The sequence below is a fragment of the Agromyces sp. NPDC029043 genome (assembly GCF_055564615.1).
The window spans coordinates 38,214-64,017 of sequence record NZ_JBVHVX010000025.1; the positions used below are offsets into that span (position 1 = coordinate 38,214).

The window sequence follows — 25,804 nt, forward strand, 5'->3', positions numbered from 1 at the left end:
GTCCAGTCTGGCGCACGGATGACGCGGGGCGCGCGGCGCGGCTGGTGCGGGTCGCGCGGCTACAGTGGGGCGCATGGGTGTGATCGGCGGGGGCTCGGACGCGCCTGCCGCCCGCACGGGCGCGCCGGACGCGGTGGTCGCGGCGAGCGTGCCGGAGGCGCCGGAGGCCACCGCCGACGCGCCCACCGGCCCCGTCCCGGTCACGCCCGCGGAGCCCCGCGGCAGCCGGCTCGACGCCTGGTGGGCGCGGCAGATGTCCACGCCGCGCCGCCGCATGCTGTGGTACTGGGGCGGGCCGATCGCGGTGACGCTCCTGGCCGCCGTCCTGCGCTTCTGGAACCTGGGGCATCCGCACGCGCTGGTGTTCGACGAGCTGTACTACGTCAAGGACGCGTGGACGCTCCAGCACAACGGCTACGAGTCGACCTGGCCCGAGGGCGCCGACGAGGACTTCGCACGGGGCGACACCGACCTCTACTCCGACGACCCCTCCTATGTCGTGCACCCTCCGCTCGGCAAGTGGATGATCGGGCTCGGCATGGCGCTGTTCGGCGCCGACAGCGCCGTGTGGTGGCGCGCCTCGACGGCGCTCGCCGGCACGATCGCGGTGTTCGTGCTGATGATGGCCGGCCGGCTGCTGTTCCGCTCGACGCTCGTCGCGGTGATCGTCGGGCTGCTGTTCGCGATCGACGGCAACGCGATCGTGATGAGCCGGGTCGCGCTGCTCGACAACTGGGTCATGCTGTTCTGCCTGCTCGGGTTCTGGTTCGTGCTGTTCGACCGTTCGCGCACGGCGGCCCGCCTCGCCGCGCGCCTCGACGCGGCGCGCGAGGCGGGCCGCGACCCGTACGCCGGACCGGTGATCTGGGCGCGCCCGTGGATCGTCGCCGCGGGCGTCGCGTTCGGCGCGGCCACCGCCGTGAAGTGGTCCGGCCTCTACTTCATCGCGGTGGTCGGCGTCTACCTCGTGCTCGTCGACGCGCTGTCGCGGCGCCGGCTCGGCGTGCCGTTCTGGATCACGGGCTCCCTGCTCAAGCAGGCGCCCGCGACGTTCCTGCTGCTCGTGCCGGTCGCCGCCGTCGTCTACCTCGCCTCGTGGACGGGCTGGCTGGTGACCGACGGCGGCTACTACCGGCACTGGGCCGACGAGCCCGGCAACGCGGCGACGGGCGTGTGGTCGTGGGTCCCGCACTCGCTGCAGAGCCTCTGGCACTACCACGAGGCGGCGTACGGCTACCACGTCGGGGTCCGCGCGACCCATCCGTGGCAGGCGAACCCGTTCACCTGGCCGCTCATGCTGCGCCCCACCAACATGTACTTCGCGAGTACCGACGACGGTTCGGGCGGGTGCGGCGCGCAGGAGTGCTGGTCGTCGATCATCGGCATCGCGAATCCGCTGATCTGGTGGGCGGCGACGCTCGCTGCGCTGTACGTGGCGTACCGGTTCGCCCGCTACCGCGAGTGGCAGGCCGGGGCCATCCTCGTGGGTGTCGCGGCCGGCTACCTGCCCTGGCTGCTGTACGCCGAGCGCACGGTGTTCCACTTCTACACGATCGCGTACGAGCCGTACGTGCTGCTCGCGCTCGGGGCCGTGACGGCGCTCGTGCTGGGCCGGCCCGACGATCCGCAGTGGCGCCGCGTGCGCGGGCTCGCGACCGTGGGCGTGTTCCTCGCGTTCGCCGTCGGCGTGTCCGTGTTCTTCTGGCCGCTGTGGACCGCCATCCCGGTCACGCCCGAGTTCCGACAGCTGCACTTCTGGCTGCCGGGCTGGGGATGAACAAGCCAGACGACGACGAGCCCGGCGCCGACGGGCCGGGTTCCCGGTGGGGCGGGCGGATGGCGGGACTCGCCGTCGCGGCGTCCGTCGCCGGAGTCGCCTGGCTCGTGCACCTCGCCGTGCCGGCCGTGCCGCTCCTGACCGTCGCGGTCGCGGTGGGCATCGCGCTCGCGCAGCTGCCCCGTGCGCGGGCGGCGCTCGACGGCGTGCTGCGGCCGGGCCTGGCCGTCGCGTCGCGCACGCTGCTCCGCGCCGGCATCGTGCTGCTCGGGCTGAAGCTCAGCCTCGTCGACATCGCCGGGCTCGGCTGGGTCGGCATCGCGACGACCGTCGGGGTGGTCGTGCTCGCGTTCGCGGGCACCTGGGCGCTCGGCCGCGCACTCCGCCTGCCCGGCCGCGAGCCGCTGCTCGTCGCGAGCGGCTTCGCGATCTGCGGGGCGTCCGCGATCGGCGCGATGGCGGCCGCGACCCGCGCCCGCGACGAGGAGCAGGCCCACCCGGTGGCTCTCGTGACGCTGTGCGGCACGCTGGCGATCGCGGTGCTGCCCGCGCTGTGGCATCCGCTCGGCCTGACCGCCACCGGGTTCGGGCACTGGGTGGGTGCCGGCGTGCACGACGTGGGCCAGGTCGTGGCGACCGCGCAGGTCGCGGGCTCGGCCGCGCTCGCCGTGGCCGTCGTCGTGAAGCTCACGCGCGTGCTGATGCTCGCGCCGATGGTCGCGATCGCGGCGGCGATCGAGCGACGGCGGTCGACGGATGCCACGGGCCCGCGCCCCGCGATCGTGCCGCTGTTCATCGCGGGCTTCCTGGCCGCGGTGGTGCTCCGCACGGTCGTCGACCTCCCGGAGCCGGTGCTCGTCGCAGCCGACCTCGTGCAGACCACCCTGCTCGCGATGGCGCTGTTCGCGCTCGGCACCTCGGTTCGCGTGGCCGCACTGCTGCACACCGGATGGCGGGCGGCCACGGTCGGCCTCGCCTCGTGGGTGCTCGTGGCGGCGCTCGCCTACGGCGCGGTGCTCGCTTCCTGACCGGCCTCGCCTGCCGCGGCCGACGGCCCGGCGCGGTCGAACCCGCGGAGCACGAGCTTGCCGCGCACCGCACCGGATTCGAGGAGCGCGAGCGCCTCGGCCGCGCGGTCGATCGGCAGCACGCGGTCGACGACCGGGTGCAGCGTGCCCGCCTCGGCGAGGCGGCGGAGCTCGTCGAGGTCGTCGCCGTCGCGGCGCGCCGCGAGCGGGCGCAGCCGCTGGCGGGTGAACACGTCGAGCACCGATGCGCGGACGATCCGCCCGAGCGGGCCGAGCACGCGCGTGCCGCCGCCGGAGGAGAGCACGAGCGTGCCGCGCGGCGCGAGGATGCGGCGGAGCGCCCGCAGGGGCCGGTCGCCGATGAGGTCGAGGATCACGTCGTACCGCTGGCTCTGCGCGGTGACGTCGACCGTGCGGTAGTCGATCACGTGCGCCGCGCCGGCGTCGCGGACGTGCTCGGCCTTCCCGGCGCTCGCGACGCCCGTGACCTCGGCGCCGAGCCCGGCCGCGAGCTGCACGGCGAACGTGCCCACCCCGCCCGACGCGCCGATCACGAGCACGCGGTCGCCGGGACGGACCCTCGCCAGCCGGAGCCCCTGCAGCGCCGTGGTGCCCGAGACCGGGATCACGGCGACGTGCTCGTCGTCGAGGTTCGCGGGTGCGCGGCGCACGTGGGCCGCGTCGACCACGACCACCTCGGCGAACCCGCCCTGGTCGGATTCCGTGAACACCCGGTCGCCGACGGCGAGGCCGTCGACCTCGGATCCGACCGCGATGACGGTGCCGGCGACATCGCGCCCGACCACGGGCTTGCGCGGCCGCCGCGGCCCGAACGCCGCGCGCAGCACCAGCGGCTCGCCGCGCATCACGCGCACGTCGCCCGCGTGGACGCCCGCGGCGCGCACGCGGATCGCGACGTCGCGCGCGCCGGGCGCCGGCTGCGGCACCTCTGCGACGCGCAGCACCTCGGGTCCGCCGTATCCCTCCTGGACGATCGCCTTCATCGTGCGCCTCCCGCCTCGGCCGTCGGCGTCACGATGACGCTGCCGCGCTTGTGGCCCGTGTCGACGATCGCGTAGGCCTCGGCGATGCGCTCGAGGGGCACGACGCGGTCGATCGCCGGCCGGATGCCTCCGGTCGCGGCGAGCGCGCCGAGCTCGTCGAGGTCGGGCCGCTTGGCCTCGTCGCGCCGGAGGCCGGTGAACATGATCGCGGCGCGCGTGCGGCCGAACCGCGAGGTGAGCTGCTGGATCATGATCGCCCACGACGGCACGGTCGTCAGGTACACGCCGCCGTCGAGGAGGGCGCCGCGCGCGCGTCGATAGGTGCTCTTGCCGGCCGCGTCGAAGACCACGTCGTACCGCTCGCCGGTGCGCAGGGCGTCGACCCGCGTGCGGTCGATCACGCGCTGCGCACCGAGCGCCCGCACGTGCTCGACGTGCTCCCCCGAGCACACGCCGGTGACCTCGGCGCCCAGGTGCCGCGCGAGCTGCACCGCCGCGCCGCCCACGCTCCCGGCGGCCCCGTTCACCAGCAGGCGGGTGCCCGCTCGGACGTGACCGCCGTCGCGCAGGAAGGGCAACGCGGTCATGGCGCCGTCGCAGAGGGCCGCGGCATCCGCCATCGAGACGCCCTCGGGCAGGTGCACGACCGCGCCGTCCTCCTCCACCACGACGAACTCGGCGTGGGCGCCGGCCGAGACGCCGGTCGCGCCGAACACCCGGTCGCCGGGTGCGAACCGGGTGGCGCCCGGCCCGACGGCATCAACGACGCCGGCGAAGTCGGAGCCGAAGATCGGGTGCCGCGGTCGCCGCAGCCCGTAGGCGAGCCGCGCGAACCACGGGCTGCCCGCGCGCCCGGCGCTGTCGGACGAGCCGACCGACGCAGCGAGCACGCGCACGCGCAGCTCGCCGGGCCCGGGCTCGGGCAGCGGGCGCGTGCCGACGACGGCGACCTCGGGCGGCCCGTACCGCTCCGCGAGTGCGACCCTCATGATGCCTCCTCCTCGGGGTACTGGAAGACGTCGTCGAGCGGAACCCCGAAGACCCGCGCGATCTGGAAGGCCATCTCGAGCGACGGCGAGTACCGGCCCTGCTCGATGGCGATGACGGTCTGGCGTGTGACGCCGAGCCGCTGCGCGAGGTCGGCCTGGGTCATCTCGCCGTGGCGGAAGCGCAGCGCGCGGATGTCGTTGGTCACGCGCGTCGGCTTCACCACGTCGGCACCCCCCGGCGGTAGGCGACGAGTCGCGTGATGCTCTCGAGCACGGCCGAGAGCACGAAGCAGAGGTAGACGACGTTCGCGATCCAGAACCAGTCGGCCTCGATCATCGACAGCACGAGCGCCCCGAGCGCGCCGATCACCACGAACGAGCCGCCGACGCGGGTGCCGAGCCGGTCGATCTCGCGATCGCGCACGTCGCCCTTCGTGCTCTCGCTCGGGAACACGATCTCGACGAGGATGCGCAGCACGATCGTGGCGACGATCGCGCCGCCGATGGTCCAGAGCATGACCGGCACGTAGTCGACATCCTCGACGGCGGCGCCGCCGACCACCTGCGGGAGGACCAGCCAGAGGTACACCGTGTAGCCGACGACGGCGATGACGAGGTAGACCCAGGTCCCTTTCTCCTCGTAGGACATGTGGACTCCTCAGGTAAACAATGTTTGACATGGCCAGTGTCAATCATTCCGCACATGGTGTCAAGCATTCTTTACACCGTCGCTGGTGACGTAGCCAGCGAGGGTATGCCGAACGACGCCCGCGAGCGGCGTTCGACGACGTTCGGCATACCCTCACCGGGCGAGGGCCGGCGGGATGGCGCGGCGGCACGGATGGCGCTCGGCGGATGGCGCGGGCGCCGGCCTAGTGGCCGGCGCCGCCGTCGACGAGCTTGAGGCCGACGACGCAGCCCACGAGGCCGGCGATGAGCGCGAGGCGCGCCCACGAGACATCCGTCTCACCGGTGACCATCGCCCAGATCACCGTGAGCGCCGCGCCGATGCCGACCCACACCGCGTAGGCGGTGCCGACCGGGATGTCGCGCATGGCCCATGCGAGCCCGCCCATCGAGACGACGAGGGCGACGCCGAACACGACCGACGGCCAGAGCTTGGTGAACCCCTCGGACTTGCCGAGGGCGGTGGCCCACACGGCCTCGAGCACACCCGAGAGGATGAGGACGATCCACGACATGACGGCACTCCTTCGGCCAGTCTTGTCGCGTTCCGGGTACTGGATTCCCTCGTCCGGGGCCGCCCCCGGCGACCTGCCCTCAGGCTAGCAAGCGGGCCTGATCACCCCCTGTGCAGACGTCCGGCGAGATGCCTCTCATCGGTTCACAGGAAAGTCCTCGGTTCACAGGACGAAGTACGCGGATCGCTCCTGCGGATCGTTGCTTCTCCTGCAGACCGAGGATGGCGGGACCGAGGCGCGACCGGGGATGGCGGGGCCGAGGCCGGCCGGCGCGTCAGCGACCGGCCAGGCCGGTGGGCGAGGACGGGGTCGCCGCGATCGCGCGGTCGGCGCGGAACAGCGCCGGCGCGGAGCCGGTGCCGTCGGCGAGGTCCGCCAGGATGCGCCCGACCACAGGAGTGAACTTGAATCCGTGTCCCGAGAAGCCCGCGCCCACGACGATCGGCCCGATGCGGTCGAGCACGAAGTGCTCGTCGGGCGTGGTCGTGTACGTGCAGCTGATGGGCGTCACCGCGCCGGCGTCGACGCCGGGCAGCCAGTCACGGGCGTAGCGCTGCAGGTCGGCGAGCTGGTCGGGCACCGGCAGGAAGTCGCGCGCGTCGGGGTCGACGACGGGGCCCACGCCGTGCCATCCGGCCTTGACGCCCTCGCCCGGCGTGAGCATGCCGTACACCGGCGAGCGCCAGTAGCCGTAGCCGTCGGCCGCGGGGCCCGGGAAGTGGTTGTAGCTCGGCCACTCGACGGTCTCGTCGCGCACCGCGAAGTGCGCCGGCTGCTCCTGCGTCACCACGAGCCGCGGCAGCGCGAGTCCGCCGACGAGCTTCGCGGTCCACGCACCGAGGGTCACGACGGCGGTGCGGGCCTCGATCACCTCCTCGACGCCGGCGTCGGTGACGGATGCCACGCGCACGCGCTGATCGCCCAGCACCTCGATGCGCGTGGCCCGGGTGCGGTGCCGCACGTCGGCCCCGGCGGCGGCCGCGGTCGCGTGCAGCGCCGCGACCGTGGCATCCGCGTTCACTCGCCCGGCCCGCGCGTTGAACAGCACGCGCGAGTCGAAGCGGATGCCGGGCCAGCGGCGCGCGGCCTCCTCGACCGCGAGGAACTCGGCCGGGATGCCGACGGCCGACAGCGCCGCGTGCACGGCGTCGAACTGCGGCGCCGGACCGTGGTTCGCGACACCCACCAGCTCGAGCAGCGAGGCGCCGGACTCGGCCTCGAGCTCGCGCCACGCCGGCAGCGCCTCGGCGAGCATGCGCACGTAGGTCGGGTCGGAGTACGCGACGTTGAAGTTGCGCGACGCGCCGTGCGAGGCGCCGTTGCGGTGGCCGGGCTCGTATCGCTCGAGCAGGGCGACGTCACGACCCCGGCGCGCGAGCTGCCACGCGGTCGCGGCGCCCATCGCGCCGCCGCCGACGACCAGGGTCTCGACGCGCGCGACCGCGCTCATCGGGTCGCTCCCCCGCCCACCGCGAGTACCTCGCGGAAGTGCTCGACCACCGGGAACGGCTCGTAGAAGCCGTGCAGCAGCTCGCGCCAGCGCTCGTACTCCGGAGAGCCGCGGAATCCGGGGTCGTGTTCCTCGAGCCGCTCCCAGTGCACGAGCAGCAGGTACTCGCGGGGTGTCTCGACCGACCGCGACAGCGTGAGGTCGACGAAGCCCGGCATCGAGGCGATGATCGCCTTCGCCTCGGCGAACGCGGCCTCGAACTCGGCCTCGCGGCCGGCGACGACGGGCAGGACGGCGTGCTCCAGGATCACCCGGCCCACGCTACCGGCCGCCCGCAGCCCCCACGCCCGAGTGCCTCCATTCGTGACGAACTGGCACCGCCCGACGGGCACCTCGCGACGAACGGGACCACTGGAGACCCACGCACCGTTGGCAGGCTCTCGCGGAAGATCGGCAGGCGCCGGGCGGGCCCGGTCGAGCGCGCCGCGCAACGATGGACGCATGGACTTCGACGACACCGCCGCCCTCATCGTGATCGACGTGCAGCAGGGCTTCGACGACCCCTCCTGGGGCGAGCGCGACAACCCCGACGCCGAGGCGAACATCGCCCGGCTCGCGCAGGCCTGGGCGGATGCCTCGCGGCCCGTCGTGCTCGTCCGGCACGACTCGCGCACGCCGGGATCGCCGCTCGCGCCCGGCGCCCCCGGCAACGCGCTGAAGCCCGTCGTCGCCGACGCGCCGCACGACCTCTTCGTCACGAAGCACGTCAACTCGGCGTTCTACGGCGACCCCGACCTGCACGCCGGGCTCGCCGAGCGCGGCGTGCGCCAGCTCGTCGTGTGCGGGATCCAGACCAACCAGTGCGTCGAGACGACGGCTCGCATGGCCGGCAACCTGGGCTACGAGGTGACCCTCCCGATCGACGCGACGCACACGTTCGACATGGCCGGCCCCGGCGGGCTGCGGCTCACGGCGGCCGAGCTCGCGCGCGCCACGGCGGTGAACCTCGACGGCGGCGGGTTCGCGCGGGTCGTCGCGACCGACGACGTGCTCGGCGCGTAGCCGTCGGCGCCGCACTATCCGTTGCCCTGCGTTACGGCGCCGAGCGGATGGCGCGGCGACGCCGGGTAGCGTGAGCCCATGGCAGACCGCGAATACGGCTTCAAGACCCGCGCCATCCACGCGGGCAACATCCCCGACGCCGAGGCGGGCGCCCGCGCGCTCCCGATCTACCAGTCGAGCGCATTCGTCTTCGACGACACGGCCGACGCCGCGGCGCGCTTCGCGCTGCAGAAGTACGGCAACATCTACTCGCGCCTGGCGAACCCGACGGTCGCGGCGTTCGAGGAGCGCGTCGCGAGCCTCGAGGGCGGACTCGGCGCGGTCGCGACCGCGAGCGGCCTGGCGGCGCAGTACATCACCTTCGCGAGCCTCGCCGGCACGGGTGACCACATCGTCGCGTCGGCGAACCTGTACGGCGGTTCGATCACCCAGCTGGATGTCACGCTCCGCCGCTTCGGCGTCGAGACGACGTTCGTCCGCTCCTCCGACCCGGCCGACTACGCGCCCGCGATCACCGACCGCACCAAGGCGATCTTCGTCGAGACCGTCGCGAACCCGTCGGGCGAGATCGCCGACCTCGAGGGCCTCGCCGACGTCGCGCACGCGCACGGCATCCCGCTCATCGTGGACTCGACGATCGCCACCCCGTACCTCAACCGCCCGATCGAGTGGGGCGCCGACCTCGTCACGCACTCGGCGACGAAGTTCCTCGGCGGGCACGGCACCACGCTCGGCGGGGTGGTCGTCGAGTCGGGCCGGTTCGACTGGCACTCCGAGAAGTTCCCGCTGTTCGGCGAGCCGGTACCGAGCTATGGCGGGCTGCAGTGGTCGGGAAACTTCGGCGAGTACGCGTTCCTCACGCGCCTGCGCGCCGAGCAGCTGCGCGACATCGGGCCGGCGCTCGCGCCGCACAGCGCGTTCCTGCTCGCGCAGGGCGTCGAGACGCTGCCCTACCGCATCCAGGCGCACGTCGACAACGCCCGCGTCGTGGCCGAGTGGCTCGCCGACGACCCGCGCGTCGAGCGCGTCTTCTGGGCGGGCCTGCCCGACCACCCGCACTTCGAGCGCGCCGCGAAGTACCTCCCGAAGGGCCCGGGCTCGGTGTTCAGCTTCGAGGTCAAGGGCGGCCGCGAGGTCGGGCAGAAGCTCATCGAATCGGTGAACCTCGCCAGCCACCTCGCCAACATCGGCGACGCCAAGACGCTGATCATCCACCCCGCGTCGACCACGCACGCCCAGCTCACCGACCAGCAGCTCGTCGACGCGGGCGTGCTGCCGGGGGTTGTGCGCCTCTCGGTCGGCATCGAGGATGTGGAGGACATCATCGCCGACCTCGACCAGGCCCTGTCCGCGGCGACCGCGGGCCTCGCCGTCGCCGGCGCGACGATCGGAGGGGACCGATGAGCACCGCGATCGACACCACCACCATCGAGCCGGCCGGCGGGGCCGGGGTGACGGATGCCGGTACCGGCGACGTCGAGACCGTCCGCCTGGTCAACGGCCTCTCATGCGAGCTGCCCGCGAGCTCGCCGCTCGCGAAGCTGCTGAAGTCGCAGCGCACGTGGATCGGCCCCGACGCCAAGCAACGGCACCGCATCCTGAACGCCGCGAAGTCGGTCGCGATCGTCGGGGCGTCTCCCAAGCCGCAGCGTTCGAGCTTCTTCGTCGGCACGTACCTGCAGCAGTCGAGCGACTACCGCGTGTACTTCGTGAACCCGAACGAGACCGAGATCCTCGGCGAGCCGGCGTACGCCAGCCTGGCCGACCTGCCCGAGGTGCCCGACATCGTCGTGGTGTTCCGGCGCGGCAGCGACATCCCGTCGGTCGTCGACGACGTCGTGGCCGCCGGCGCGAAGACGATCTGGGTGCAGCTCGGCATCTGGAACGAGCAGGCCGCGTACTACGGCGAGGAGCAGGGCCTCACGGTCGTCATGGACCGGTGCATCAAGGTCGAGCACGCCCGCTTCCACGGCGGCCTGCACCTGCTGGGGTTCGACACCGGCCAGATCTCGAGTCGCCGCGGCGGGCGCTAGCCCGGGGTTCGGTCCGGGGCCGCGTCAGGCGGCCTCGGATGCCCGCGCGTCGCCGGGCTGCACGTCGCGCCCGTACGCCATGAGCAGGAAGCTCCTCCCGCCGGGCAGCTCGACGACGTACTCGCGCTCCGGGAGGCGGTCGAAGCCGAGCCGCTCGTAGAGTCGCTGCGCCGATCGCATCTCGGGCCCGGTGTTGAGGACGACGCGACGGATGCCGCGACTCGCGGCGAGCGCCAGGACGTGCCGCACGAGCACCTCGCCCACGCCGCGGCCGCGCGCCGCGGCCGCGACGCCGAGGAACCGGAAGTCGAGCTCGTCGTCGCCGCGCGCGACGGCCGACATCCGCCGGCCGGGTCGCGGCGTCGTGACCGTGCCGAGCAGTGCGCCGGTCGTGGGATCGGCCGCCACCCACACCTCGTGCTCTCGGGCGCGATCGGCGACGGCCTCGATCTCGGCGAGGTACTCGGCGCTCAGAACGAAGTCGCCGGCGTACGCCTGTCGCGCGAGCTCGCCGACGACCTCGTGCTCGACCTCGCGCACGAGGCGCACCTCGATGCCGCCGGACGGCGAGGACCGCACCGGGGTGGCGGGGCGGAGGATCGCGGGCGGCTCGGTCGAGGACATCCGACCCAGCCTACGCGGCGGGCGCTCGACGGTCGCTGAGAGCCGCTCGCACCGTGATGCCGTTCGACACCACCGGTGACACCACACTGACGGCGTTGGTGTTGACATGACACCACTATGGTGTCACCATGGTGTCATGGATCTCACCCGATACGTCGACGACCTCCACCGTCAGCTCGCGGTGGCTGCCGAAGCCGGCGGCTCCGAGGCACGCGACCTCGCGCAGCGCCTGACGGCGCCGCTCGACGCCGCAGCCCGCCTCGTGCTGCTCGAGGCACTTTCCGACGCGGCGAGCGAGATCACCTCCGAGCTCGCGCCGGGGTCGGTCGACGTGCGCCTGCGCGGCCGCGACCCCGAGTTCGTCGTCACGGCCCCTCCCACGGCGACGTTCGAACCGGCATCGCGCGGCGCGGCGGCACCCCCCGCCCCCGCTGCGGTCGCCGTCAGCGACGACGCCGCCACGAGCCGCACGACGCTGCGGATTCCCGACCAGCTGAAGGCGCAGGTCGAGCAGGCCGCCGCACGCGACGGCGTCTCGGTCAACACCTGGCTCGTGCGCGCGATCGCCGCCGCCGTCGAGCCCGCCCCGTCGCGGCGTCCGACCGACAGCCGCCCGGCCGAGGGCGACGCGAACCGCGTCACCGGCTGGGTCCGCTGACCACCCGTACCACCCGAGGAGCGAACATGACCACTTTCCAGACCCCGCAGCCCATCGTCGTCGACGTCGACCTCGGCTGGGGCGACCTCCACGTCATCGCCTCCGATCGCGCCGATACCGTGGTCGAGGTCCGGCCGGCCGACGCCGAGAAGTCGAGCGATGCCAGGACCGCCGCCGAGGCGAAGGTCGAGCTCGTCGGCGACGTGCTCACCGTGCGCACGACGAAGGGATGGATCCACTACACCCCGTTCGGCGGTGCCGGCCAGGTCGACGTCACGATCCGGCTGCCCGAGGGCTCCGAGGTGCGCGGCAGCACCGGAGCCGGTCGCCTCCTCGCCGAGGGCGCGCTCGGCGCCGTGTCGTATCGCACCGGCGGCGGCGACGTGCGGGTCGACGAGGCGGCGCGGGTCACGGCACGCACGGCGTCGGGCGCGATCATCGTCGATCGTGCGAGCGGCGCGGTCGAGCTGACCACGTCGGCCGGCAGCGTGCGCATCCGCGAGCTCTCCGGAGAGGCGCTGATCAAGAACCCCAACGGCTCGACGACGATCGGCGAGGTGACCGGCACGCTGGTGGTGCAGGGCGCCCACGGCGACGTGACCGTCGCCGATGCTCGCGGCTCGGTCACCGCGAAGACCAGCTACGGCAACCTCCTCGTCGAGCGCATCGACGGCGGCAGGGTCCAGCTCGAGGCCGGCTACGGCGGCATCGAGGTGGGCGTCACCGAGGGCACCGCGGCCTGGCTCGACGTCTCGAGCCAGCACGGCGAGGTCCGCAACACGCTGACGCCGTCCGACGCGCCCGGCGCCGACGAGAACACCGTCGAGCTGCACGCGCGCACGAGCTGGGGCGACATCCTGATCCGCCGGCCGAGCTCGACGCCGGCCCGCTAGCGGCCGACACCGCACCCGCACGACCCGCCGGACGAACCACGTCCGACGACGGGGTGGTCGAGCGCGCCCGAAAACCCTGCGAACACCATTGAGCGCCACGCAGTCCGTGTCCGGCGCTCCCGATGAGAAACGGAGATCCAGATGACCACCGCTCAGACCCAGGCTCCCGCCATCAGCGTGCAGGGCCTGGAGAAGGCCTACGCGAAGGACGTGCAGGTGCTCCGCGGCGTCGACTTCGACGTCGCCCCGGGCAGCATCTTCGCGCTCCTCGGCTCCAACGGGGCCGGGAAGACCACGGTCGTGAAGATCCTGTCCACGCTGCTGCGCGCCGACGCCGGCTCGGCAACCGTGAACGGCTTCGATGTCGCTGCGAAGGGCGCGGAGGTCCGCGCGGCCATCAGCCTGACGGGGCAGTTCGCCGCCGTCGACGAGGTCCTCACCGGACGCGAGAACCTGGTGCTCGTGGCGCAGCTGCGGCACCTCCCGGGCCCGGGCCGCATCGCCGACGACCTGCTCGCGCGTTTCTCCCTCACCGAGGCGGGCAACCGCAAGGTGTCGGAGTACTCGGGCGGCATGCGCCGTCGCCTCGACATCGCGATGAGCCTGATCGGCGATCCGCCGGTCGTCTTCCTCGACGAGCCGACCACCGGGCTCGACCCCCAGGCGCGTATCGAGGTGTGGCAGTCCGTCGAGGATCTCGCCGCGAACGGCACCACGGTGCTGCTCACGACGCAGTACCTCGACGAGGCCGAGCACCTCGCCGACCGGATCGCGATCCTGCATCAGGGGCGGATCCTCGTGAACGGCACCCTCGCCGAGCTGAAGCAGCTGCTGCCCCCGGCGAAGGTCGAGTACGTCGAGAAGCAGCCCACCCTCGAGGAGATCTTCCTCACCCTCGTCGGGGACGACAGCGCCACCGGCGCCGCCGACCCGGCCACGACCGCCGCGACCCGGAAGGATCGATGATGACCACCGCCACCGCCACCGCCGCCGTGACCACCTCCACGCACTTCTTCGGCGACACCGCCGTGCTCACCGGCCGATCGCTGCGCCACATCACCCGCAGCCTCGACACGATCATCACGACCGCGATCATGCCGATCGCCTTCATGCTGCTGTTCGTGTTCGTGTTCGGCGGTGCCATCGACACCGGGTCGGATGTCGCGTACGTGGACTACCTGCTGCCCGGCATCCTGCTCATCACGGTCGCCTCCGGCGTGTCGTACACGGCGTACCGGCTGTTCCTCGACCTGCAGGGCGGGATCTTCGAGCGGTTCCAGTCCATGCCCATCGCCCGATCCAGCGTGCTGTGGGCGCACGTCCTGACCTCGCTCGTCGCGAACCTCGTCTCGCTGGCCATCGTCGTGGGCGTCGCGTTCCTGATGGGGTTCCGCACCGGCGCCGACCTGCTGGCCTGGCTCGCCGTCGCGGGGATCATGGTCCTCTTCACGCTGGCCCTGACCTGGCTGGCGGTGATCCCGGGCCTCACCGCGAAGTCGGTCGACGGCGCGAGCGCGTTCTCGTACCCGCTCATCTTCCTGCCGTTCATCAGCTCCGCGTTCGTGCCGACCGAGAGCATGCCCGGGCCGGTCCGCGTGTTCGCGGAGTACCAGCCCGTCACCGCCATCGTCGACGCCATCCGCGCGCTGTTCACCGGCCAGCCGGTGGGCTCCGACATCTGGATCGCGCTCGCCTGGCTCGTCGGGATCCTCGTCGTCGCGTACGGCTTCGCGATGCTCGCCTACCGGCGCAGGATCTCCTGAGCCCCGCGGCGAGCACGGAAGAGGGGCGGGGCTGCACGAGCCCCGCCCCCGTCACCGTCGGAGGGTCCGCCTACGAGACGAGCGCCTCCTGCCACTCGATGAGATCGCCGATCTTTGCCACGAGCGCCTCGTCCTGGAGGCCGTGCGCCTTGCCCTGCGCCTGGCGGAGCACGGCGATCGCCGTCGCGTGGTCGCCCGCGTCCGCGGCGAGCTCGGCCGCGTCGAGGTACGCCGTGACGTCGCCGCCGAGCTGGGCGACGCGGTTGGAGCCGTCTTCGAGTCCGGTCACGATGCCGTCGACCTCGTTGAAGGTCACGCAGTCGCCGCCGCCCTCGACGACGCCGGCCGTCCACTCGATGCCGCCGAGGATGTGCTCGAGGAAGAGGGGGTCCGACCACGCGGCATCCACGTGCCCGGCGCCCTCGTACCACGAGCGGCCGCCCTCGAAGTTGTGGCACCACGCGATGGGGTGGTCCTCGCCCATGCGACCGCTGCCCGGGTTGTACGTCGACTCGTCGAGCGTGATGAGCACGTGCACGTCCTCACGCGGGTTCGCGGTGAAGTTGTACCACTCGTCGAAGCGCACCCATTCGGTCGGCAGCATGGTCGTCGACGGATGTCCCGGGCTCTCGACGCGCATGGTCGCGGTCTGCTGCGCGGGGTGGTTGCGGAACCGCGCGCTGCCGCCGGTCAGCTCGCTGTACCAGGGCACCGTGTGCATCGAATCCGTCGCGGCGTGGAGGCCGACGTAGCCGCCCCCGCCTCGGATGTAGCCCTGGAACGCGGCGAGCTCGGTGTCGTTGAGCAGGCGCGGGCGGTTGGGGTCGAGGTTGTTCGTCGCGTCGACCGGCGAGGCGAAGATGATGGTCGCGTACTTCGACAGGTCGGCGGCGCTCGTGAACGGCGAGCTCGGAAGCGTGAGCGCCGGCTGGCCGGGCGAGCTGCCCTGGGGCGGATCCCAGACGTCGACGCTGAAGCCGTGCTCCTCACCGAGCGCGATGATCGCGTTCGTGGTGTCGTCGATGTGCGAGTGCCGGAACCCGAGCGTCTCGCCGACCACGAGCACCTCGTACTCGTCGGCGGCGTGGGCGGGGAACGCGGCGATCCCCAGGCTGAGCGTGACCCCCGCGGCGCAGAGCCCGGTGATCGCGCGTCGGACGTGATGCTTCATAGGTCGTTTCTCCTCTTCGAGCCGAACCGATCGATGCCGCCAGCGGCGAGCCCAGAATTTGTTGCTCGCTGCGACATATCTGCAGGACCGAGGCTATTGCCCGCGTCCGAGGGATGTCAATCCCTCGTTGTCGTTAGTTGCCGTGGATCCGGCGTCTTCCGCCAGCTCTTCGGCGGAAGTCGGGCGCTCGGGCCTCTCCGCGACGACCGGCGTTCCCCACGCACGATTCTTCGACGACCCGGCGAATCCGTGCGCGTGCTGCGACGTACCCTTGGTTCGTGACAGCGTTCGTCTCAGCCCTCGATCTGTTCTCGATCGGGATCGGGCCCTCGAGTTCCCACACGGTGGGACCCATGCGGGCAGCCCGTGCATTCGTCGAGGGCATGGCCGCGAGCGGGCGACTCGGGGCAGTCCGCCGCGTCACGTGCTCGTTGTACGGCTCGCTCGGCGCCACGGGCCTCGGCCACGGCACGCCCGACGCCGTCGTCGCGGGTCTCGCGGGCCTCGCGCCGCACGACTGCGACCCCGACGAGGTCAGGGGCGCATGGACGCAGCTCGGCGCGGCCGGCGCCGAGGTGCGGCTCGCCGGCCGCCATTCCGTCCTCATGACCGAGTCCGACATCACGCTCGAACCGCGCACGCGACTTCCCGGCCACCCCAACGCGATGACCCTGCAGGCGTGGGGCGACGACGACGCGCTGCCGATCGCCGAGGAGACCTACTACTCCGTGGGCGGCGGCTTCATCCGACGCGAGGGCGACGCGCCCGAACAGGCCGAGGCCCTGCGCCATCCGCTGCCCTACTCGAACGCCGCCGAGCTCCTCGACCTCTGCGACGAGCACGGGGTGAACTTCTGCGACATCGCGTGGCGCAACGAGGTCGCCGTGCACGGCGAGGCGGGCATCATCGCGGGACTCGATGCGATCTGGGCCGCGATGGCCGAGTGCGTCGAGCACGGCCTCGCCACCGAGGGAACCCTGCCCGGCATCCTCAAGGTCAGGCGCCGCGCACCCGAGGTCCGCCGCCGTCTCGAGGAGTACGACCGCGACGAACACGTCCGCGACACCTCCACCGAATGGCTGCACGCCTTCGCCCTGGCGGTCAACGAGGAGAACGCGTCGGGCGGCCGCGTCGTCACGGCGCCGACGAACGGCGCCGCCGGCATCATCCCCGCGGTCGGCCACTACTACCTGCGGTTCGTGCCCGGCGCCGATCAGGAGGGCATCCGCCGCTACCTGCTCACGGCCGCCGCGATCGCGAGCCTCGTGAAGAAGAACGCGTCCATCTCCGGCGCCGAGGGCGGCTGCCAAGCCGAGGTCGGTTCGGCGTGCGCGATGGCCGCCGGCGCCCTGTGCGCCGTGCTCGGCGGCACGCCTCGGCAGATCGAGAACGCGGCCGAGATCGCCATGGAACACCACCTCGGCCTGACGTGCGATCCGGTCGCGGGGCTCGTGCAGGTGCCCTGCATCGAACGCAACGCGATCGCGGCCTCGACCGCCGTGTCGGCCGCGCGCCTCGCGCTCCACGGCGACGGCACCCACGTCGTCTCGCTCGACACCGTGATCGAGACGATGCGCCAGACCGGGCTCGACATGATGACGAAGTACAAGGAGACCAGCGAGGGCGGCCTCGCGGTGAACGTCATCGAGTGCTGAGCACCCCGACCGCCGCGCCATCCGACCGGACCGTGTCCCCCGATCGGGTCGCTACTCTGGGATGGCACGCCTCTGGCAAGGTAGCCGGGTGGACCCGAACATCGACCCCGACGTACTCGGCGGCGTGAGCGCCGCGGTACTCGTCATCGGCTCGCTCATCTACCTCGCCGTCATCGCGCTGAGCCTGTGGATCGGCTACCTGATCATCAAGGCCGCGGTGCGAAACGGCCTGCGCGACCACACGCTCTGGCTCGAGTCGCGGCGGGGTCCGCTGCGTTGAGCGGCGGCCGAGGCGCGCGCTCTCTCGGCCGGCCCAGCGTCCCCCGACCGGGCGGTCAGCAGGCGCACTCGATCGGCGGCGCGTCGCTCGCGACGTTCGTGAGGGTGTCGACCGAGCGGCGGTCGCGGCCCGTGTCGCGCTCGATCTCGAATCCCTCGCGCGCCCAGTACTCGAATCCGCCCAGCATCTCCTTGACGGGGTGGCCGAGCGTGGCGAACGCGAGCGCCGCGCGCGTCGCGCCGTTGCAGCCGGGACCCCAGCAGTAGACGACGACCGGGGTGCCCGGGGCGATGCACCGCGCGGCCTCCTCGGGGACCCGTCGGCCGGGCAGGTGCACGGCACCGGGGATGCGTCCGGCCGCCCATGCGGCCTCGCTGCGCGTGTCGACGAGCACGAAGCCCGCGTCGGCGTCAGCGAGCGCCGCTGCGACATCGGACACGTCGGTCTCGAAGCCCAGCCGGGCGCGGAAGTGGCGGACGGCGTCGTCGGGATCGGCGACGTGGTCGAAGAGGCGGTTGCCGGCCTGAGCGGGGGTCGTCATGGTCATGCCCCGATGCTCGCATCCCGGCCCGTCCCGTCGCGGCGCAGATCCCGACGCCGATGCGCGAGATCCTGCCGAACCGTCAGGCTCCCCGGAGGAACTCCCCGACCGCCGCGGCGAGTGCGCGCAGGTCGTCGACATGCGCGAGCTCGCGTGCCGAGTGCATCGACAGCAGGGGCGGGCCCACGTCGACCGTCCGGATCCCGAGCCGCGTCGCCGTGAGCGGGCCGATGGTCGAGCCGCACGGGATCGCGTTGTTGGAGACGAACTGCTGCGTCGGCACGCCCGCCGCGCGGCACGCCGCCGCCCACCGTGCCGAGCCCGCGGCATCCGTCGCATACCGCTGGTTGGCGTTGAGCTTGAGCAGCGGGCCACCGCCGAGCACGGGCCGGTTCACCGGATCGTGCCGTTCCGGGTAGTTCGGGTGCACGGCATGCCCCGCGTCGCTCGACACGTGCCAGGACGCGGCGAACGCGCGACGGCGCTCCTCGGCGCCGGCGCCGAGGCCCGCGCCGATGCGCGTGAGCACGTCGTCGAGGAACGGCCCGCTCGCACCCGAGCGCGACTCGGACCCGAGTTCCTCGTGGTCGAACGCCGCGAGCACGCTGACGTGGTCGGCGTCGGCCGGCGCCGCGAGCAGCGCCGTGAGCCCGGCGTGCACCGAGGTCAGGTTGTCCATGCGCCCCGACGCGAGGAACACGTCGCCGCGGCCGAAGCGGGCCGGCGCCGCGGCGTCGGCGACATGCACGTCGTACCCCGCGACCTCCTCGGGATCGACGCCCGCGAGCCCAGCGAGATGCCCGACGACGTCGGCCGGCTCCGGCCCGCCCTCCACGCCCCAGATGGGCTGCACGTGCCGCTGCTTGTCGAGCGTGAGCCCGTCGGTGTTGACGCCCCGGTCGAGGTGCACGGCGAGCTGCGGAATCCGCAGCAACGGGCCCGTGGCGACCAGGTGCGTCGCGCCATCCGTCGTGGCGAGGCGCCCGGCGAGCCGCAGCTCGCGGTCGAGCCATGAGTTCAGCAGCGGACCGCCGTACACCTCGACATTGGCCTGCGACAGCCCGGCCGCCGCGCTCGACGGGTTCGGCTTGAGCTTGAACGAGGGCGAATCGGTGTGCGCCCCGAGGATCCGGAAGGGCGTCACGGGCCCGGCCCCCTCGGGCTGCACCCACGCGATCACCGCACCGTCGCGGACGACGACGCGACGGCCGGCCCCCGTCGGCCACGCCTCGCGTTCGTCGAGCCGGTCGAAGCCGGCCGTCTCGAGGCGCCGGGCCACCTCCTCGGCGGCGTGGTACGACGACGGCGATGCCGTCACGAACGCGATGAAGTCCTCGATGTACGCGTCGACGTCAGGGATGCCCATCCCACCATCCTCCCGCATCGCCGGGACCCGTTCGCCCCGGGTGCCGCGTCAGGCGAACCGCACGGTCGCCTGCAGTCGCGAGCGCACCTCCATGACCTCGGCCCCGCCGAGCTGCGGCGACCCCGGGATTCCCTCGCGCACCGCGCTCGCCAGCCGCGAACGGCGCACGAGCGCGACCGTCGCGCCGCGCACCGTGCCGCCCACCTCGAGGGGCACCGCCGCGTCCTCGTCGGGCACGACGACGACGAGCGCCGTGGGCTTCACGCGCGCCGCGCGCCCGATCGCCTTCGCGCGCGCCCCGAGCGCGCGGATCGGCCGTTCGCCGGCGACCGCCTCGCCCACGAGCTCGCCGCGCTTGAGCGCGACCGGGCCGCCCCAGTCCTCGGACTGGATCGCGATGAGCCCGGTGGGACCGAGCACGAGGTGGTCGAGCTTGGGCGGGAGGCCCGGGCCCGCTGCATCCGTCGCGAGGTCGTGCCAGACGGTGTACGCGATGCCGAGCGTCGAGAGCGCCCGCGCCGTCTCCTCCTCGGCGAGCGCGTCGGCGAGCACATGGCGGATGTCGCGCGGTGCGCTCCGCACGAGCGCCGGGTCGTACGGGTCGTCGAGCGTGACGCCCCGGCCCGCCCACTCGCGGATCAGCGCGAGGTAGCGCTCGCGCGACAGCCCGCCCGGGTGCCCGTAGGAGCGGGCGAGCGGACGGGAGTCGCGCCGCGGCCGCGGAGCGGCGGGCGCCCATGGCTCGTGCGGCGCGTCGGACGGGGCGACCGTCCGGATGCCGCGATCGAACGCGGCTCGGGCCTCGGGCGTGCCGACGAGCTCCCACGCCGCCTGGACGGCGTGGAACCTCGTGGCATCCCCGCCGGTGTCGGGGTGGGCGTGCCGGAGCGCGCGCCGGTACGCGAGGCGGAGCGCCGCGGCATCCGCGTCTGAGGGAACGCCGAGCACCTCGTAGGGCGACTCGGAGAGGGGGCTGTCGGGCATGGGCTCGCTTTCGGTGCGAGCACGAGGATACCGCCGCTCACCGCGAGGACGCCCGAAGCGGCTCAGTCGTCGACGGGGCGCAGCATCCCGCCCGCCGCGAGCTCGCGCACGGCCGGGGCCAGCTCGTCCCACAGCGCGGCCGGGTCGGCCTCGAGCAGCTGCGCGATCGCGTCGGAGAGCACGCCGAGCGGAAGCTCGCCGTCGGCGGCGCCGACCAGCGCGGCGAGACCGGTTCCGGCGTCGACGACGCGGCCGAACCCGCCGCCCTGTCGGAGGAGGATGACCGTGGGCTGCTCGGCGCCCGGCCAGTGATGGCGCTCCTCGGTGACATCCGCGGCCACGACGACGCTGGTCTCACGCAGCGCTGCGTCATCGAGCGCGCCGAGCCGGTCCGACGCCGCGAGGCACTCCGCGAGGTGCGCCCCGAGCCCGCCGGCGGTCTCGCCGAGCGGGCCGTGGAGCCGCTCGGCGCGGGCGAGCCGCGGCACGTCGCCCTCGGCGGGCCGGCGGAGGAGCAGGTAGCCGAAGCCCACCGACTCGACACCCCGCTCGGCGAAGTCGTCGAGCCAGGCGCCGTGCATCGCCTCGAACTCGGGCGTCCCAGCCCGCGTGCCGCCGTCGCGGATCCACGTCTCGGCGTACTCGCTCGGGTCCTGCCGCTCGCGCTCGACGATCCAGTACTCCAGGCCGGATGCCGCGGCCCAGCCGGTCACGCGTTCGAGCCCGTCCTCGAGCTCGCCCGGGTCGGCCGCGCGCCGGTACTCCCAGTTGCCGAGCAGCTGCGCGATGCCGCCGGGCGCGAGGTGCTCGCCGGCGCCGCGGACCACGGCCTCGACGATGCCGTCGCCGACGAGGCCGCCGTCGCGGTACTCGTAGGCGGGCACGCCCTCGCGCCGGGGCGTGATCACGAACGGGGGGTTCGAGACCATCCGGTCGACGCGTTCGCCACCGAGGGGGTCGAACAGGCTGCCCGCGCGGAACTCGATGCCGTCGAGCCGGTTGAGCCTGGCGTTGAGCCGCGCGTAGCGCAGCGCCCGCTCGGAGATGTCGGTGGCCACGACCCGATCGCTGAACCGCGATGCGTGCATGGCCTGGATGCCGCAGCCGGTGCCGAGGTCGAACGTGGTGCGGGCGTGCCGCTGGAGGAGCAGCCCGCTCAGGGTCGTGGACGCACCGCCGACGCCGAGCACGTGCTCCTCGGGCAGCGCGCCGCCCGTCGCGAGCTCGCCGAGGTCCGACGCGACCCACCACTCCCCCTCGCCGACGGCGTCGGCGAACGCGTACGGCCTGAGGTCGGCGCGCGGACGGGCCACGGCGCGGTCGAGTTCCACCAGCTGGAGCGCGACGGCGCCGTCGAGTCCGAGGGCGGGCAGCGCGGCCTCGAGGTCGGCGGATGGCACGGGCACGCCGAGCACGAAGCAGCGCACGAGGGTGGCGAGCGGCCGGTCGGCGGCCTCGGCCCGATCGAGTGCGCGCAGCGCCGGCACGCGGTGGCCGCGCCGGAGCGCGGCACCAGGATGCGTCGGCTGCTCGGCGGCGCCCCGCTCCCACGCGGCGTCGATCCCCGCCACGGTGAACCGGGACGTCGCGAGGTCGGCCGCCAGCGCATCGACCCGCGTCTCGTCGACCTGCATCCCATCGAGCGCTGCGTCCATCCGCCCATTCAAGCAGCGTCGTGCGATCGTCACTTCGATGTCATCTCGCGTCCATCCCGGGACGCGCGGCGTAACCAGGCCGACACACGCGCCGCGTAGCGTCGGTTACCATCGGACGAGCGAGGGGAGGTCGCAGATGGCGGAGTCGCCGACCCTGGAACGCCTGCGGCAGGATGCGCGCGACGAGCTCGCCGCGCTCATCGAGCTGCGGTGCCGGCTCGGCGAGGATCCCTGGTCGTTCCTTCCCGAGCTGCCGTCCGTCGACGAGCAGGTCGTGGCGACGCTCCGCGAGGAACGGCTCCACTCCGAGCGCTGGAGCCCGGCGCGAGCGCGCGCGTACCACCCCGCCGCACGGCGCGGCGAGGTCGCCCGATTTGAGTTCGAGGTGCTCCGCGAGATCGCGCTCGACCACCCCGAGCTGAGCTCCGCCGTGTGGAGCATGCTCGACCGGGTGCCGTCCACCTGACGAGGCTCCGCTCGGGCGGGCCGGCTCGACGGCGTCAGCGCGCGACCGGCGCGGTCGCCGCATCCGCTCGTCGTTGCACGCGCACCCACGTGATGAACCCGACGATCGTGAACACCCCGTAGAACAGGTAGAGCAGGGCCGAGGCGTAGTAGCCGGCGCTCACGAGCAGCGGCACGCCGACGATGTCGACCGCCACCCAGATGAGCCAGAACTCGATCCAGCCGCGCGCCATGCCCCAGGTCGCCAGCAGTGAGCCGACGAAGATCCACGCGTCGGCCCACACCGGCTCGAACGACCCGAGCGCGCGGAAGATCGGCGTCAGCACGAGCGTGCCGCCGACGAGCGCCACGACGAGCAGCACGCGCTCGCGCCCGCTCGCCCAGTGCGGCGTGACGGCGGCGTGCTCCCGACCGAGGCGGCGGTTGCGCGACCACTGCACCCACCCGTAGATCGACACGGCGATGAACATGAGCTGGCGCCCGGCCTGCCCGAGCAGGTTCACGGGGTTCGGCGTCTGGAACACGGCGCCGAGGAACACGGTGAACAGCAGCACGTTGCCGATGATGCCCACCGGCCACGCCCACACCTTGCGGCGCATCCCGCCGACGGCCGACGCGAGCCCGAATGCGTTGCCCACGATCTCGCGCCACAGGATGACCTGGTCGCCGATCACCAGCTGCGCGTCGAACAGCCACTCGATCGGGTTCATCGGGTCGCCGCCCCCGCGCGGCTGCGGGCCCGGACCGCGACGACCACCGCGGCGATCGCGCGCCAGCCGATCAGGAACACCGCGAGCGTGATCGCGGCGACGACGACGAATGCCGGCGCCGTGCCCTGCCCGGTCACCGCCCGGAGCACCATGCCGACGACCAGCGCGCCCGCCCACACCGCGACGCCGGTCGGCCAGGCCGCGGCCGGGCGCCGCCATGCCATCGAGGCGAGCCACCCGACTGCGGCTCCGACGAGGAACGGCCACGCCGTGCCCCAGACCCCGGCGAGGTCGAGCCCCTCCGCGTGGCTGCTCCGCCCGGCGATGGCGAACGCGACGACGAGGAGCGCATCGAGCACCGCGGCGCCGACCACGACCGAGGTCCCGGCGGTGCGGGCTCGGGGTGCGCTCATGCGTCCATCGTAGGGCGCAGCTCGGCGGCGCTGCCGACCGGCAGCGCGCACACGAACGCGCGGCAGCGGTAGGCCGCCGCGCGGCCGTCCCGAGCGGATCGGCCCGCGAAGAGCTCGAAGCCGGCGTCGGCGAAGGCCCGCGCCTGGCGCTCGGTCACGATGGTCGACACGGATGCCGCGTGGCGCCGGCTCGCGCTCACGAGCTCGGCCTCGACCGGCGCCGTGGCCGTCTTCTCGAGCCGGTCCGGCACGACCGTGACGAGTTGCACGAGCGGCTCGGCCAGGCGCGCCATGACCTCCAGCGCCCCGCCGAACGCGATGGGCCGCTCGACGGCGATGCCGGCGACGGCGCGCATGGCGTCCTCGGCGAGCCCGCGGTAGCGCTCGCCCGCGCCGAGCGCGAACAGGCGCCATGCGGCCTCGGCGCACGCGGTGGTACCGGACGGGGTTGCCCCCTCGGCCGGGTCGTCGGGCAGTGCGAGCCCGCGCGCCTCGAGCACCGGGTCGGCGCCCCCGGGGGCCCCGAACGGTGGAGCCGCGCCCGAGCCGTCGGCCGAACCGCCGGTCGCGGCGTCGGCGGCGGCGTCGATCAGCCGTCGCGCGGCCACGGCGTAGCCCGCGTCGCCCGTCGCCGTCGCGAGCCGGAGGAGTCCGGACGCGAACATCCCGGTGTCCTCGAGGGTCGCGCGCGCCGTCGAGGACACGCCGTCGAGCGAGGCGCGCACCAGGGTGCCGTCCTCGCGCACGTGCGCCGCGAGGAGCAGGTCGGCGGCCCGCCGGGCGGCGTCGACGGCCCCGTCGTCGTCGAGCACGTGGCCGGCCTGCGCGAGGCCGCCGATCGCGAGCCCGTTCCATCCGAGCAGCACCTTCTCGTCGAGCGCCGGAGGCTCGAGCGACGCGCGCTCCTCCGCGGTCCTCCGGTAGTAGCCGCCCTCGTCGCGACGGCCGTCGATGACGCTCTCGGAATCCTGGGCGCTGGCGAATCCCCCGCTCGGCAGTCGCATGCGCTCGGTCAGGAAGGCGATGACCCCGCGCGCCAGGGGCTCTGCGGACTCGGCGGGCGCCTCGCCCGTCGCGAGCTCCGCGGCGACCGAGAGCAGCAGCGCGTTGTCGGTCAGCATGCGCTCGTAATGCGGATCGCTCCAGTCGGCGCGCGTGGCGTACCGGAAGAAGCCGCCCTCGATGGGGTCGCGAAGCGGCGACCGGCCCATGAGGTCGAGCGTTCGTGCCGCGAGGGCGCGCCCGTCGGGCCCGGCCTGAGCCAGGAACCCGAGCACGGGCGCGACGGGGAACTTGGGCGCGCCGCCGAAGCCGCCGTGCACCGGGTCCTCATCGGCGGCGAGCCGACGGACCGCCTGCTCGAGCTCGGCCGGCCCGGGCAGGTCTCCGGCCGTGCGAGCCGCGGATGCCGCAGCGAGGGCCTCGCCGACGGCCTCCGCCGTCCGATCGAGGTCGCCGCGGCGTTCCCGCCATGCCTCGTCGACCGCGACGAGCACCTCGCGGAACGCGGGCACGCCGTGCACGGGTCGCGGGGGGAAGTAGGTGCCCGCGTAGAACGTCCGCCCGTCGGGGCGCGCGAACACCGTGAGCGGCCAGCCGAGTTCGCGCGTGAAGGCGGACGCGGCGGCGATGTAGCTCGCGTCGACCTCGGGATGCTCCTCGCGGTCGACCTTGACCGCGACGAACCGGTCGGCGAGGAACGCGGCGATCTCGGGATCGCTGAAGCTCTCGCGCGCCATGACGTGGCACCAGTGGCAGGTCGCGTACCCGATGGAGACGAGCACGGGCACGTCGCGGCGGCGCGCCTCTGCGAACGCCTCCTCGCCCCAGGGGTACCAGTCGACGGGGTTGTCGGCGTGGGCCCGCAGGTAGGGGCTCAGTGCGGTGGCGAGGCGGTTGCCCATCGCCTCAGCCTAAGCCTGCCGGACGGCAAGCGGCATTAAATGCAGAAGAGCCGCCCAACTCTGGGCGGCTCTTCTGTGAAGGATGTCCGGCGGTGTCCTACTCTCCCACAGGGTCGCCCCTGCAGTACCATCGGCGCTGCGAGTCTTAGCTTCCGGGTTCGGAATGTGTCCGGGCGT

General features: G+C 73.4%; 28 protein-coding genes, 1 rRNA gene and 1 riboswitch. Of the genes, 12 read left to right on the top strand and 17 right to left on the bottom strand.

Annotation, left to right across the window (positions count from 1 at the left end; translation table 11 throughout):
• Positions 1 to 73 precede the first annotated feature (73 nt).
• Together ACZ4TW_RS21640 and ACZ4TW_RS21645 are read left to right on the top strand one after the other, a co-directional pair.
• On the top strand, positions 74 to 1,777 hold the full coding sequence (locus ACZ4TW_RS21640; protein ID WP_465546269.1) for a dolichyl-phosphate-mannose--protein mannosyltransferase: 1,704 nt from the start codon (positions 74 to 76) through the stop codon (positions 1,775 to 1,777).
• 59 nt (positions 1,778 to 1,836) lie between these two features.
• Complete coding sequence (locus ACZ4TW_RS21645; protein ID WP_465546320.1) at positions 1,837 to 2,805, top strand: YeiH family protein; 969 nt, start codon at positions 1,837 to 1,839, stop codon at positions 2,803 to 2,805.
• Here ACZ4TW_RS21645 and ACZ4TW_RS21650 read toward each other — a convergent pair.
• The 7 genes from ACZ4TW_RS21650 to ACZ4TW_RS21680 form a co-directional block, all read right to left on the bottom strand.
• Complete coding sequence (locus tag ACZ4TW_RS21650) at positions 2,781 to 3,809, bottom strand: NAD(P)-dependent alcohol dehydrogenase (RefSeq protein ID WP_465546270.1); 1,029 nt, start codon at positions 3,807 to 3,809, stop codon at positions 2,781 to 2,783. The genes ACZ4TW_RS21645 and ACZ4TW_RS21650 overlap by 25 nt on opposite strands.
• Positions 3,806 to 4,798, bottom strand: coding sequence for an NAD(P)-dependent alcohol dehydrogenase (locus tag ACZ4TW_RS21655; RefSeq protein ID WP_465546272.1), 993 nt, complete (start codon positions 4,796 to 4,798; stop codon positions 3,806 to 3,808). Before ACZ4TW_RS21655 ends, ACZ4TW_RS21650 begins: the two co-directional genes overlap by 4 nt.
• A complete protein-coding gene (locus ACZ4TW_RS21660) occupies positions 4,795 to 5,022 on the bottom strand; it encodes a helix-turn-helix transcriptional regulator (protein WP_465546274.1) in 228 nt (75 codons plus the stop codon). Before ACZ4TW_RS21660 ends, ACZ4TW_RS21655 begins: the two co-directional genes overlap by 4 nt.
• Entirely contained in the window at positions 5,016 to 5,447 is a 432-nt protein-coding gene (locus ACZ4TW_RS21665) for a hypothetical protein (RefSeq protein ID WP_465546276.1), read from the bottom strand. The genes ACZ4TW_RS21660 and ACZ4TW_RS21665 overlap by 7 nt, the downstream gene beginning before the upstream one ends.
• A 223-nt stretch (positions 5,448 to 5,670) precedes the next feature.
• A complete protein-coding gene (locus tag ACZ4TW_RS21670; RefSeq protein ID WP_465546278.1) occupies positions 5,671 to 6,000 on the bottom strand; it encodes a DMT family transporter in 330 nt (109 codons plus the stop codon).
• Positions 6,001 to 6,011: 11 nt separating this feature from the next.
• Positions 6,012 to 6,077: riboswitch (guanidine-III (ykkC-III) riboswitch) on the bottom strand.
• 197 nt (positions 6,078 to 6,274) lie between these two features.
• The gene (locus ACZ4TW_RS21675) at positions 6,275 to 7,450 is read right to left on the bottom strand and encodes an FAD-dependent oxidoreductase (protein ID WP_465546280.1); all 1,176 of its coding nucleotides are present in this window, start codon (positions 7,448 to 7,450) and stop codon (positions 6,275 to 6,277) included.
• The gene (locus ACZ4TW_RS21680; protein ID WP_465546282.1) at positions 7,447 to 7,761 is read right to left on the bottom strand and encodes an antibiotic biosynthesis monooxygenase family protein; all 315 of its coding nucleotides are present in this window, start codon (positions 7,759 to 7,761) and stop codon (positions 7,447 to 7,449) included. Before ACZ4TW_RS21680 ends, ACZ4TW_RS21675 begins: the two co-directional genes overlap by 4 nt.
• Positions 7,762 to 7,951: 190 nt before the next feature.
• Between ACZ4TW_RS21680 and ACZ4TW_RS21685 the strand changes: the two genes are divergently transcribed.
• The 3 genes from ACZ4TW_RS21685 to ACZ4TW_RS21695 all read left to right on the top strand — a co-directional run bounded on the left by ACZ4TW_RS21685 (position 7,952) and on the right by ACZ4TW_RS21695 (position 10,545).
• The gene (locus ACZ4TW_RS21685; RefSeq protein WP_465546284.1) at positions 7,952 to 8,512 is read left to right on the top strand and encodes a cysteine hydrolase family protein; all 561 of its coding nucleotides are present in this window, start codon (positions 7,952 to 7,954) and stop codon (positions 8,510 to 8,512) included.
• A 78-nt stretch (positions 8,513 to 8,590) separates the two neighbouring features.
• Positions 8,591 to 9,916: an O-acetylhomoserine aminocarboxypropyltransferase/cysteine synthase family protein gene (locus ACZ4TW_RS21690; RefSeq protein WP_465546286.1), complete on the top strand. Its 1,326-nt coding sequence runs from the start codon at positions 8,591 to 8,593 to the stop codon at positions 9,914 to 9,916.
• Between the two features lie 137 nt (positions 9,917 to 10,053).
• Positions 10,054 to 10,545, top strand: coding sequence for a CoA-binding protein (locus ACZ4TW_RS21695; RefSeq protein WP_465546322.1), 492 nt, complete (start codon positions 10,054 to 10,056; stop codon positions 10,543 to 10,545).
• Positions 10,546 to 10,569: 24 nt separating this feature from the next.
• On the opposite strand, the gene ACZ4TW_RS21700 is transcribed toward ACZ4TW_RS21695, so the two are convergent.
• Positions 10,570 to 11,169, bottom strand: coding sequence for a GNAT family N-acetyltransferase (locus ACZ4TW_RS21700; protein WP_465546288.1), 600 nt, complete (start codon positions 11,167 to 11,169; stop codon positions 10,570 to 10,572).
• 136 nt (positions 11,170 to 11,305) lie between these two features.
• Here ACZ4TW_RS21700 and ACZ4TW_RS21705 point away from each other — a divergent pair, with 136 nt between their 5' ends.
• The 4 genes from ACZ4TW_RS21705 to ACZ4TW_RS21720 all read left to right on the top strand — a co-directional run bounded on the left by ACZ4TW_RS21705 (position 11,306) and on the right by ACZ4TW_RS21720 (position 14,483).
• A complete protein-coding gene (locus tag ACZ4TW_RS21705) occupies positions 11,306 to 11,827 on the top strand; it encodes a histidine kinase (RefSeq protein ID WP_465546290.1) in 522 nt (173 codons plus the stop codon).
• Positions 11,828 to 11,853: 26 nt separating this feature from the next.
• Complete coding sequence (locus ACZ4TW_RS21710; protein ID WP_465546292.1) at positions 11,854 to 12,720, top strand: DUF4097 family beta strand repeat-containing protein; 867 nt, start codon at positions 11,854 to 11,856, stop codon at positions 12,718 to 12,720.
• A 141-nt stretch (positions 12,721 to 12,861) separates the two neighbouring features.
• Positions 12,862 to 13,686 carry an ABC transporter ATP-binding protein gene (locus ACZ4TW_RS21715; RefSeq protein ID WP_465546294.1) on the top strand — a complete coding sequence of 275 codons (825 nt, stop codon included), beginning with the start codon at positions 12,862 to 12,864 and terminating at the stop codon, positions 13,684 to 13,686.
• Positions 13,686 to 14,483 (top strand): ABC transporter permease, encoded by a 798-nt coding sequence (locus tag ACZ4TW_RS21720; RefSeq protein ID WP_465546296.1) that lies wholly within the window; start codon positions 13,686 to 13,688, stop codon positions 14,481 to 14,483. Before ACZ4TW_RS21715 ends, ACZ4TW_RS21720 begins: the two co-directional genes overlap by 1 nt.
• A gap of 70 nt (positions 14,484 to 14,553) precedes the next feature.
• On the opposite strand, the gene ACZ4TW_RS21725 is transcribed toward ACZ4TW_RS21720, so the two are convergent.
• A complete protein-coding gene (locus tag ACZ4TW_RS21725) occupies positions 14,554 to 15,654 on the bottom strand; it encodes a ThuA domain-containing protein (protein WP_465546298.1) in 1,101 nt (366 codons plus the stop codon).
• A 278-nt stretch (positions 15,655 to 15,932) separates the two neighbouring features.
• Between ACZ4TW_RS21725 and ACZ4TW_RS21730 the strand changes: the two genes are divergently transcribed.
• Together ACZ4TW_RS21730 and ACZ4TW_RS21735 are read left to right on the top strand one after the other, a co-directional pair.
• Complete coding sequence (locus ACZ4TW_RS21730; protein WP_465546300.1) at positions 15,933 to 17,309, top strand: L-serine ammonia-lyase; 1,377 nt, start codon at positions 15,933 to 15,935, stop codon at positions 17,307 to 17,309.
• Positions 17,310 to 17,397: 88 nt separating this feature from the next.
• The gene (locus ACZ4TW_RS21735; protein ID WP_465546302.1) at positions 17,398 to 17,589 is read left to right on the top strand and encodes a hypothetical protein; all 192 of its coding nucleotides are present in this window, start codon (positions 17,398 to 17,400) and stop codon (positions 17,587 to 17,589) included.
• Between the two features lie 55 nt (positions 17,590 to 17,644).
• On the opposite strand, the gene ACZ4TW_RS21740 is transcribed toward ACZ4TW_RS21735, so the two are convergent.
• The 4 genes from ACZ4TW_RS21740 to ACZ4TW_RS21755 all read right to left on the bottom strand — a co-directional run bounded on the left by ACZ4TW_RS21740 (position 17,645) and on the right by ACZ4TW_RS21755 (position 22,135).
• Complete coding sequence (locus tag ACZ4TW_RS21740; RefSeq protein WP_465546304.1) at positions 17,645 to 18,136, bottom strand: rhodanese-like domain-containing protein; 492 nt, start codon at positions 18,134 to 18,136, stop codon at positions 17,645 to 17,647.
• Positions 18,137 to 18,212: 76 nt separating this feature from the next.
• A complete protein-coding gene (locus tag ACZ4TW_RS21745) occupies positions 18,213 to 19,496 on the bottom strand; it encodes a M18 family aminopeptidase (RefSeq protein WP_465546306.1) in 1,284 nt (427 codons plus the stop codon).
• 48 nt (positions 19,497 to 19,544) lie between these two features.
• Entirely contained in the window at positions 19,545 to 20,480 is a 936-nt protein-coding gene (locus ACZ4TW_RS21750) for a DnaJ domain-containing protein (RefSeq protein ID WP_465546308.1), read from the bottom strand.
• 62 nt (positions 20,481 to 20,542) lie between these two features.
• Positions 20,543 to 22,135, bottom strand: coding sequence for a DUF7059 domain-containing protein (locus ACZ4TW_RS21755; RefSeq protein WP_465546310.1), 1,593 nt, complete (start codon positions 22,133 to 22,135; stop codon positions 20,543 to 20,545).
• A gap of 136 nt (positions 22,136 to 22,271) precedes the next feature.
• Between ACZ4TW_RS21755 and ACZ4TW_RS21760 the strand changes: the two genes are divergently transcribed.
• Positions 22,272 to 22,601 (top strand): hypothetical protein, encoded by a 330-nt coding sequence (locus ACZ4TW_RS21760; RefSeq protein WP_465546312.1) that lies wholly within the window; start codon positions 22,272 to 22,274, stop codon positions 22,599 to 22,601.
• 34 nt (positions 22,602 to 22,635) lie between these two features.
• Here ACZ4TW_RS21760 and pnuC read toward each other — a convergent pair whose 3' ends face one another.
• The 4 genes from pnuC to rrf form a co-directional block, all read right to left on the bottom strand.
• Positions 22,636 to 23,310, bottom strand: coding sequence for a nicotinamide riboside transporter PnuC (pnuC, locus tag ACZ4TW_RS21765; protein WP_465546314.1), 675 nt, complete (start codon positions 23,308 to 23,310; stop codon positions 22,636 to 22,638).
• Entirely contained in the window at positions 23,307 to 23,723 is a 417-nt protein-coding gene (locus ACZ4TW_RS21770; RefSeq protein ID WP_465546316.1) for a DUF3054 domain-containing protein, read from the bottom strand. The genes pnuC and ACZ4TW_RS21770 overlap by 4 nt, the downstream gene beginning before the upstream one ends.
• Entirely contained in the window at positions 23,720 to 25,627 is a 1,908-nt protein-coding gene (locus ACZ4TW_RS21775; RefSeq protein WP_465546318.1) for a thioredoxin domain-containing protein, read from the bottom strand. The genes ACZ4TW_RS21770 and ACZ4TW_RS21775 overlap by 4 nt, the downstream gene beginning before the upstream one ends.
• A gap of 84 nt (positions 25,628 to 25,711) precedes the next feature.
• Positions 25,712 to 25,804, bottom strand: a 5S ribosomal RNA gene (rrf, locus tag ACZ4TW_RS21780); the annotation flags it as partial.

Coding starts and splice junctions, on each gene's coding strand:
- ACZ4TW_RS21640 (WP_465546269.1), top strand. CDS start 74: ATGGGTGTGATCGGCGGGGGCTCGGACGCGCCTGCCGCCCGCACGGGC.
- ACZ4TW_RS21645 (WP_465546320.1), top strand. CDS start 1,837: ATGGCGGGACTCGCCGTCGCGGCGTCCGTCGCCGGAGTCGCCTGGCTC.
- ACZ4TW_RS21650 (WP_465546270.1), bottom strand. CDS start 3,809: ATGAAGGCGATCGTCCAGGAGGGATACGGCGGACCCGAGGTGCTGCGC.
- ACZ4TW_RS21655 (WP_465546272.1), bottom strand. CDS start 4,798: ATGAGGGTCGCACTCGCGGAGCGGTACGGGCCGCCCGAGGTCGCCGTC.
- ACZ4TW_RS21665 (WP_465546276.1), bottom strand. CDS start 5,447: ATGTCCTACGAGGAGAAAGGGACCTGGGTCTACCTCGTCATCGCCGTC.
- ACZ4TW_RS21670 (WP_465546278.1), bottom strand. CDS start 6,000: ATGTCGTGGATCGTCCTCATCCTCTCGGGTGTGCTCGAGGCCGTGTGG.
- ACZ4TW_RS21675 (WP_465546280.1), bottom strand. CDS start 7,450: ATGAGCGCGGTCGCGCGCGTCGAGACCCTGGTCGTCGGCGGCGGCGCG.
- ACZ4TW_RS21685 (WP_465546284.1), top strand. CDS start 7,952: ATGGACTTCGACGACACCGCCGCCCTCATCGTGATCGACGTGCAGCAG.
- ACZ4TW_RS21690 (WP_465546286.1), top strand. CDS start 8,591: ATGGCAGACCGCGAATACGGCTTCAAGACCCGCGCCATCCACGCGGGC.
- ACZ4TW_RS21700 (WP_465546288.1), bottom strand. CDS start 11,169: ATGTCCTCGACCGAGCCGCCCGCGATCCTCCGCCCCGCCACCCCGGTG.
- ACZ4TW_RS21705 (WP_465546290.1), top strand. CDS start 11,306: ATGGATCTCACCCGATACGTCGACGACCTCCACCGTCAGCTCGCGGTG.
- ACZ4TW_RS21710 (WP_465546292.1), top strand. CDS start 11,854: ATGACCACTTTCCAGACCCCGCAGCCCATCGTCGTCGACGTCGACCTC.
- ACZ4TW_RS21715 (WP_465546294.1), top strand. CDS start 12,862: ATGACCACCGCTCAGACCCAGGCTCCCGCCATCAGCGTGCAGGGCCTG.
- ACZ4TW_RS21720 (WP_465546296.1), top strand. CDS start 13,686: ATGACCACCGCCACCGCCACCGCCGCCGTGACCACCTCCACGCACTTC.
- ACZ4TW_RS21725 (WP_465546298.1), bottom strand. CDS start 15,654: ATGAAGCATCACGTCCGACGCGCGATCACCGGGCTCTGCGCCGCGGGG.
- ACZ4TW_RS21740 (WP_465546304.1), bottom strand. CDS start 18,136: ATGACCATGACGACCCCCGCTCAGGCCGGCAACCGCCTCTTCGACCAC.
- ACZ4TW_RS21745 (WP_465546306.1), bottom strand. CDS start 19,496: ATGGGCATCCCTGACGTCGACGCGTACATCGAGGACTTCATCGCGTTC.
- ACZ4TW_RS21750 (WP_465546308.1), bottom strand. CDS start 20,480: ATGCCCGACAGCCCCCTCTCCGAGTCGCCCTACGAGGTGCTCGGCGTT.
- ACZ4TW_RS21755 (WP_465546310.1), bottom strand. CDS start 22,135: ATGGACGCAGCGCTCGATGGGATGCAGGTCGACGAGACGCGGGTCGAT.
- ACZ4TW_RS21760 (WP_465546312.1), top strand. CDS start 22,272: ATGGCGGAGTCGCCGACCCTGGAACGCCTGCGGCAGGATGCGCGCGAC.
- pnuC (WP_465546314.1), bottom strand. CDS start 23,310: ATGAACCCGATCGAGTGGCTGTTCGACGCGCAGCTGGTGATCGGCGAC.
- ACZ4TW_RS21770 (WP_465546316.1), bottom strand. CDS start 23,723: ATGAGCGCACCCCGAGCCCGCACCGCCGGGACCTCGGTCGTGGTCGGC.
- ACZ4TW_RS21775 (WP_465546318.1), bottom strand. CDS start 25,627: ATGGGCAACCGCCTCGCCACCGCACTGAGCCCCTACCTGCGGGCCCAC.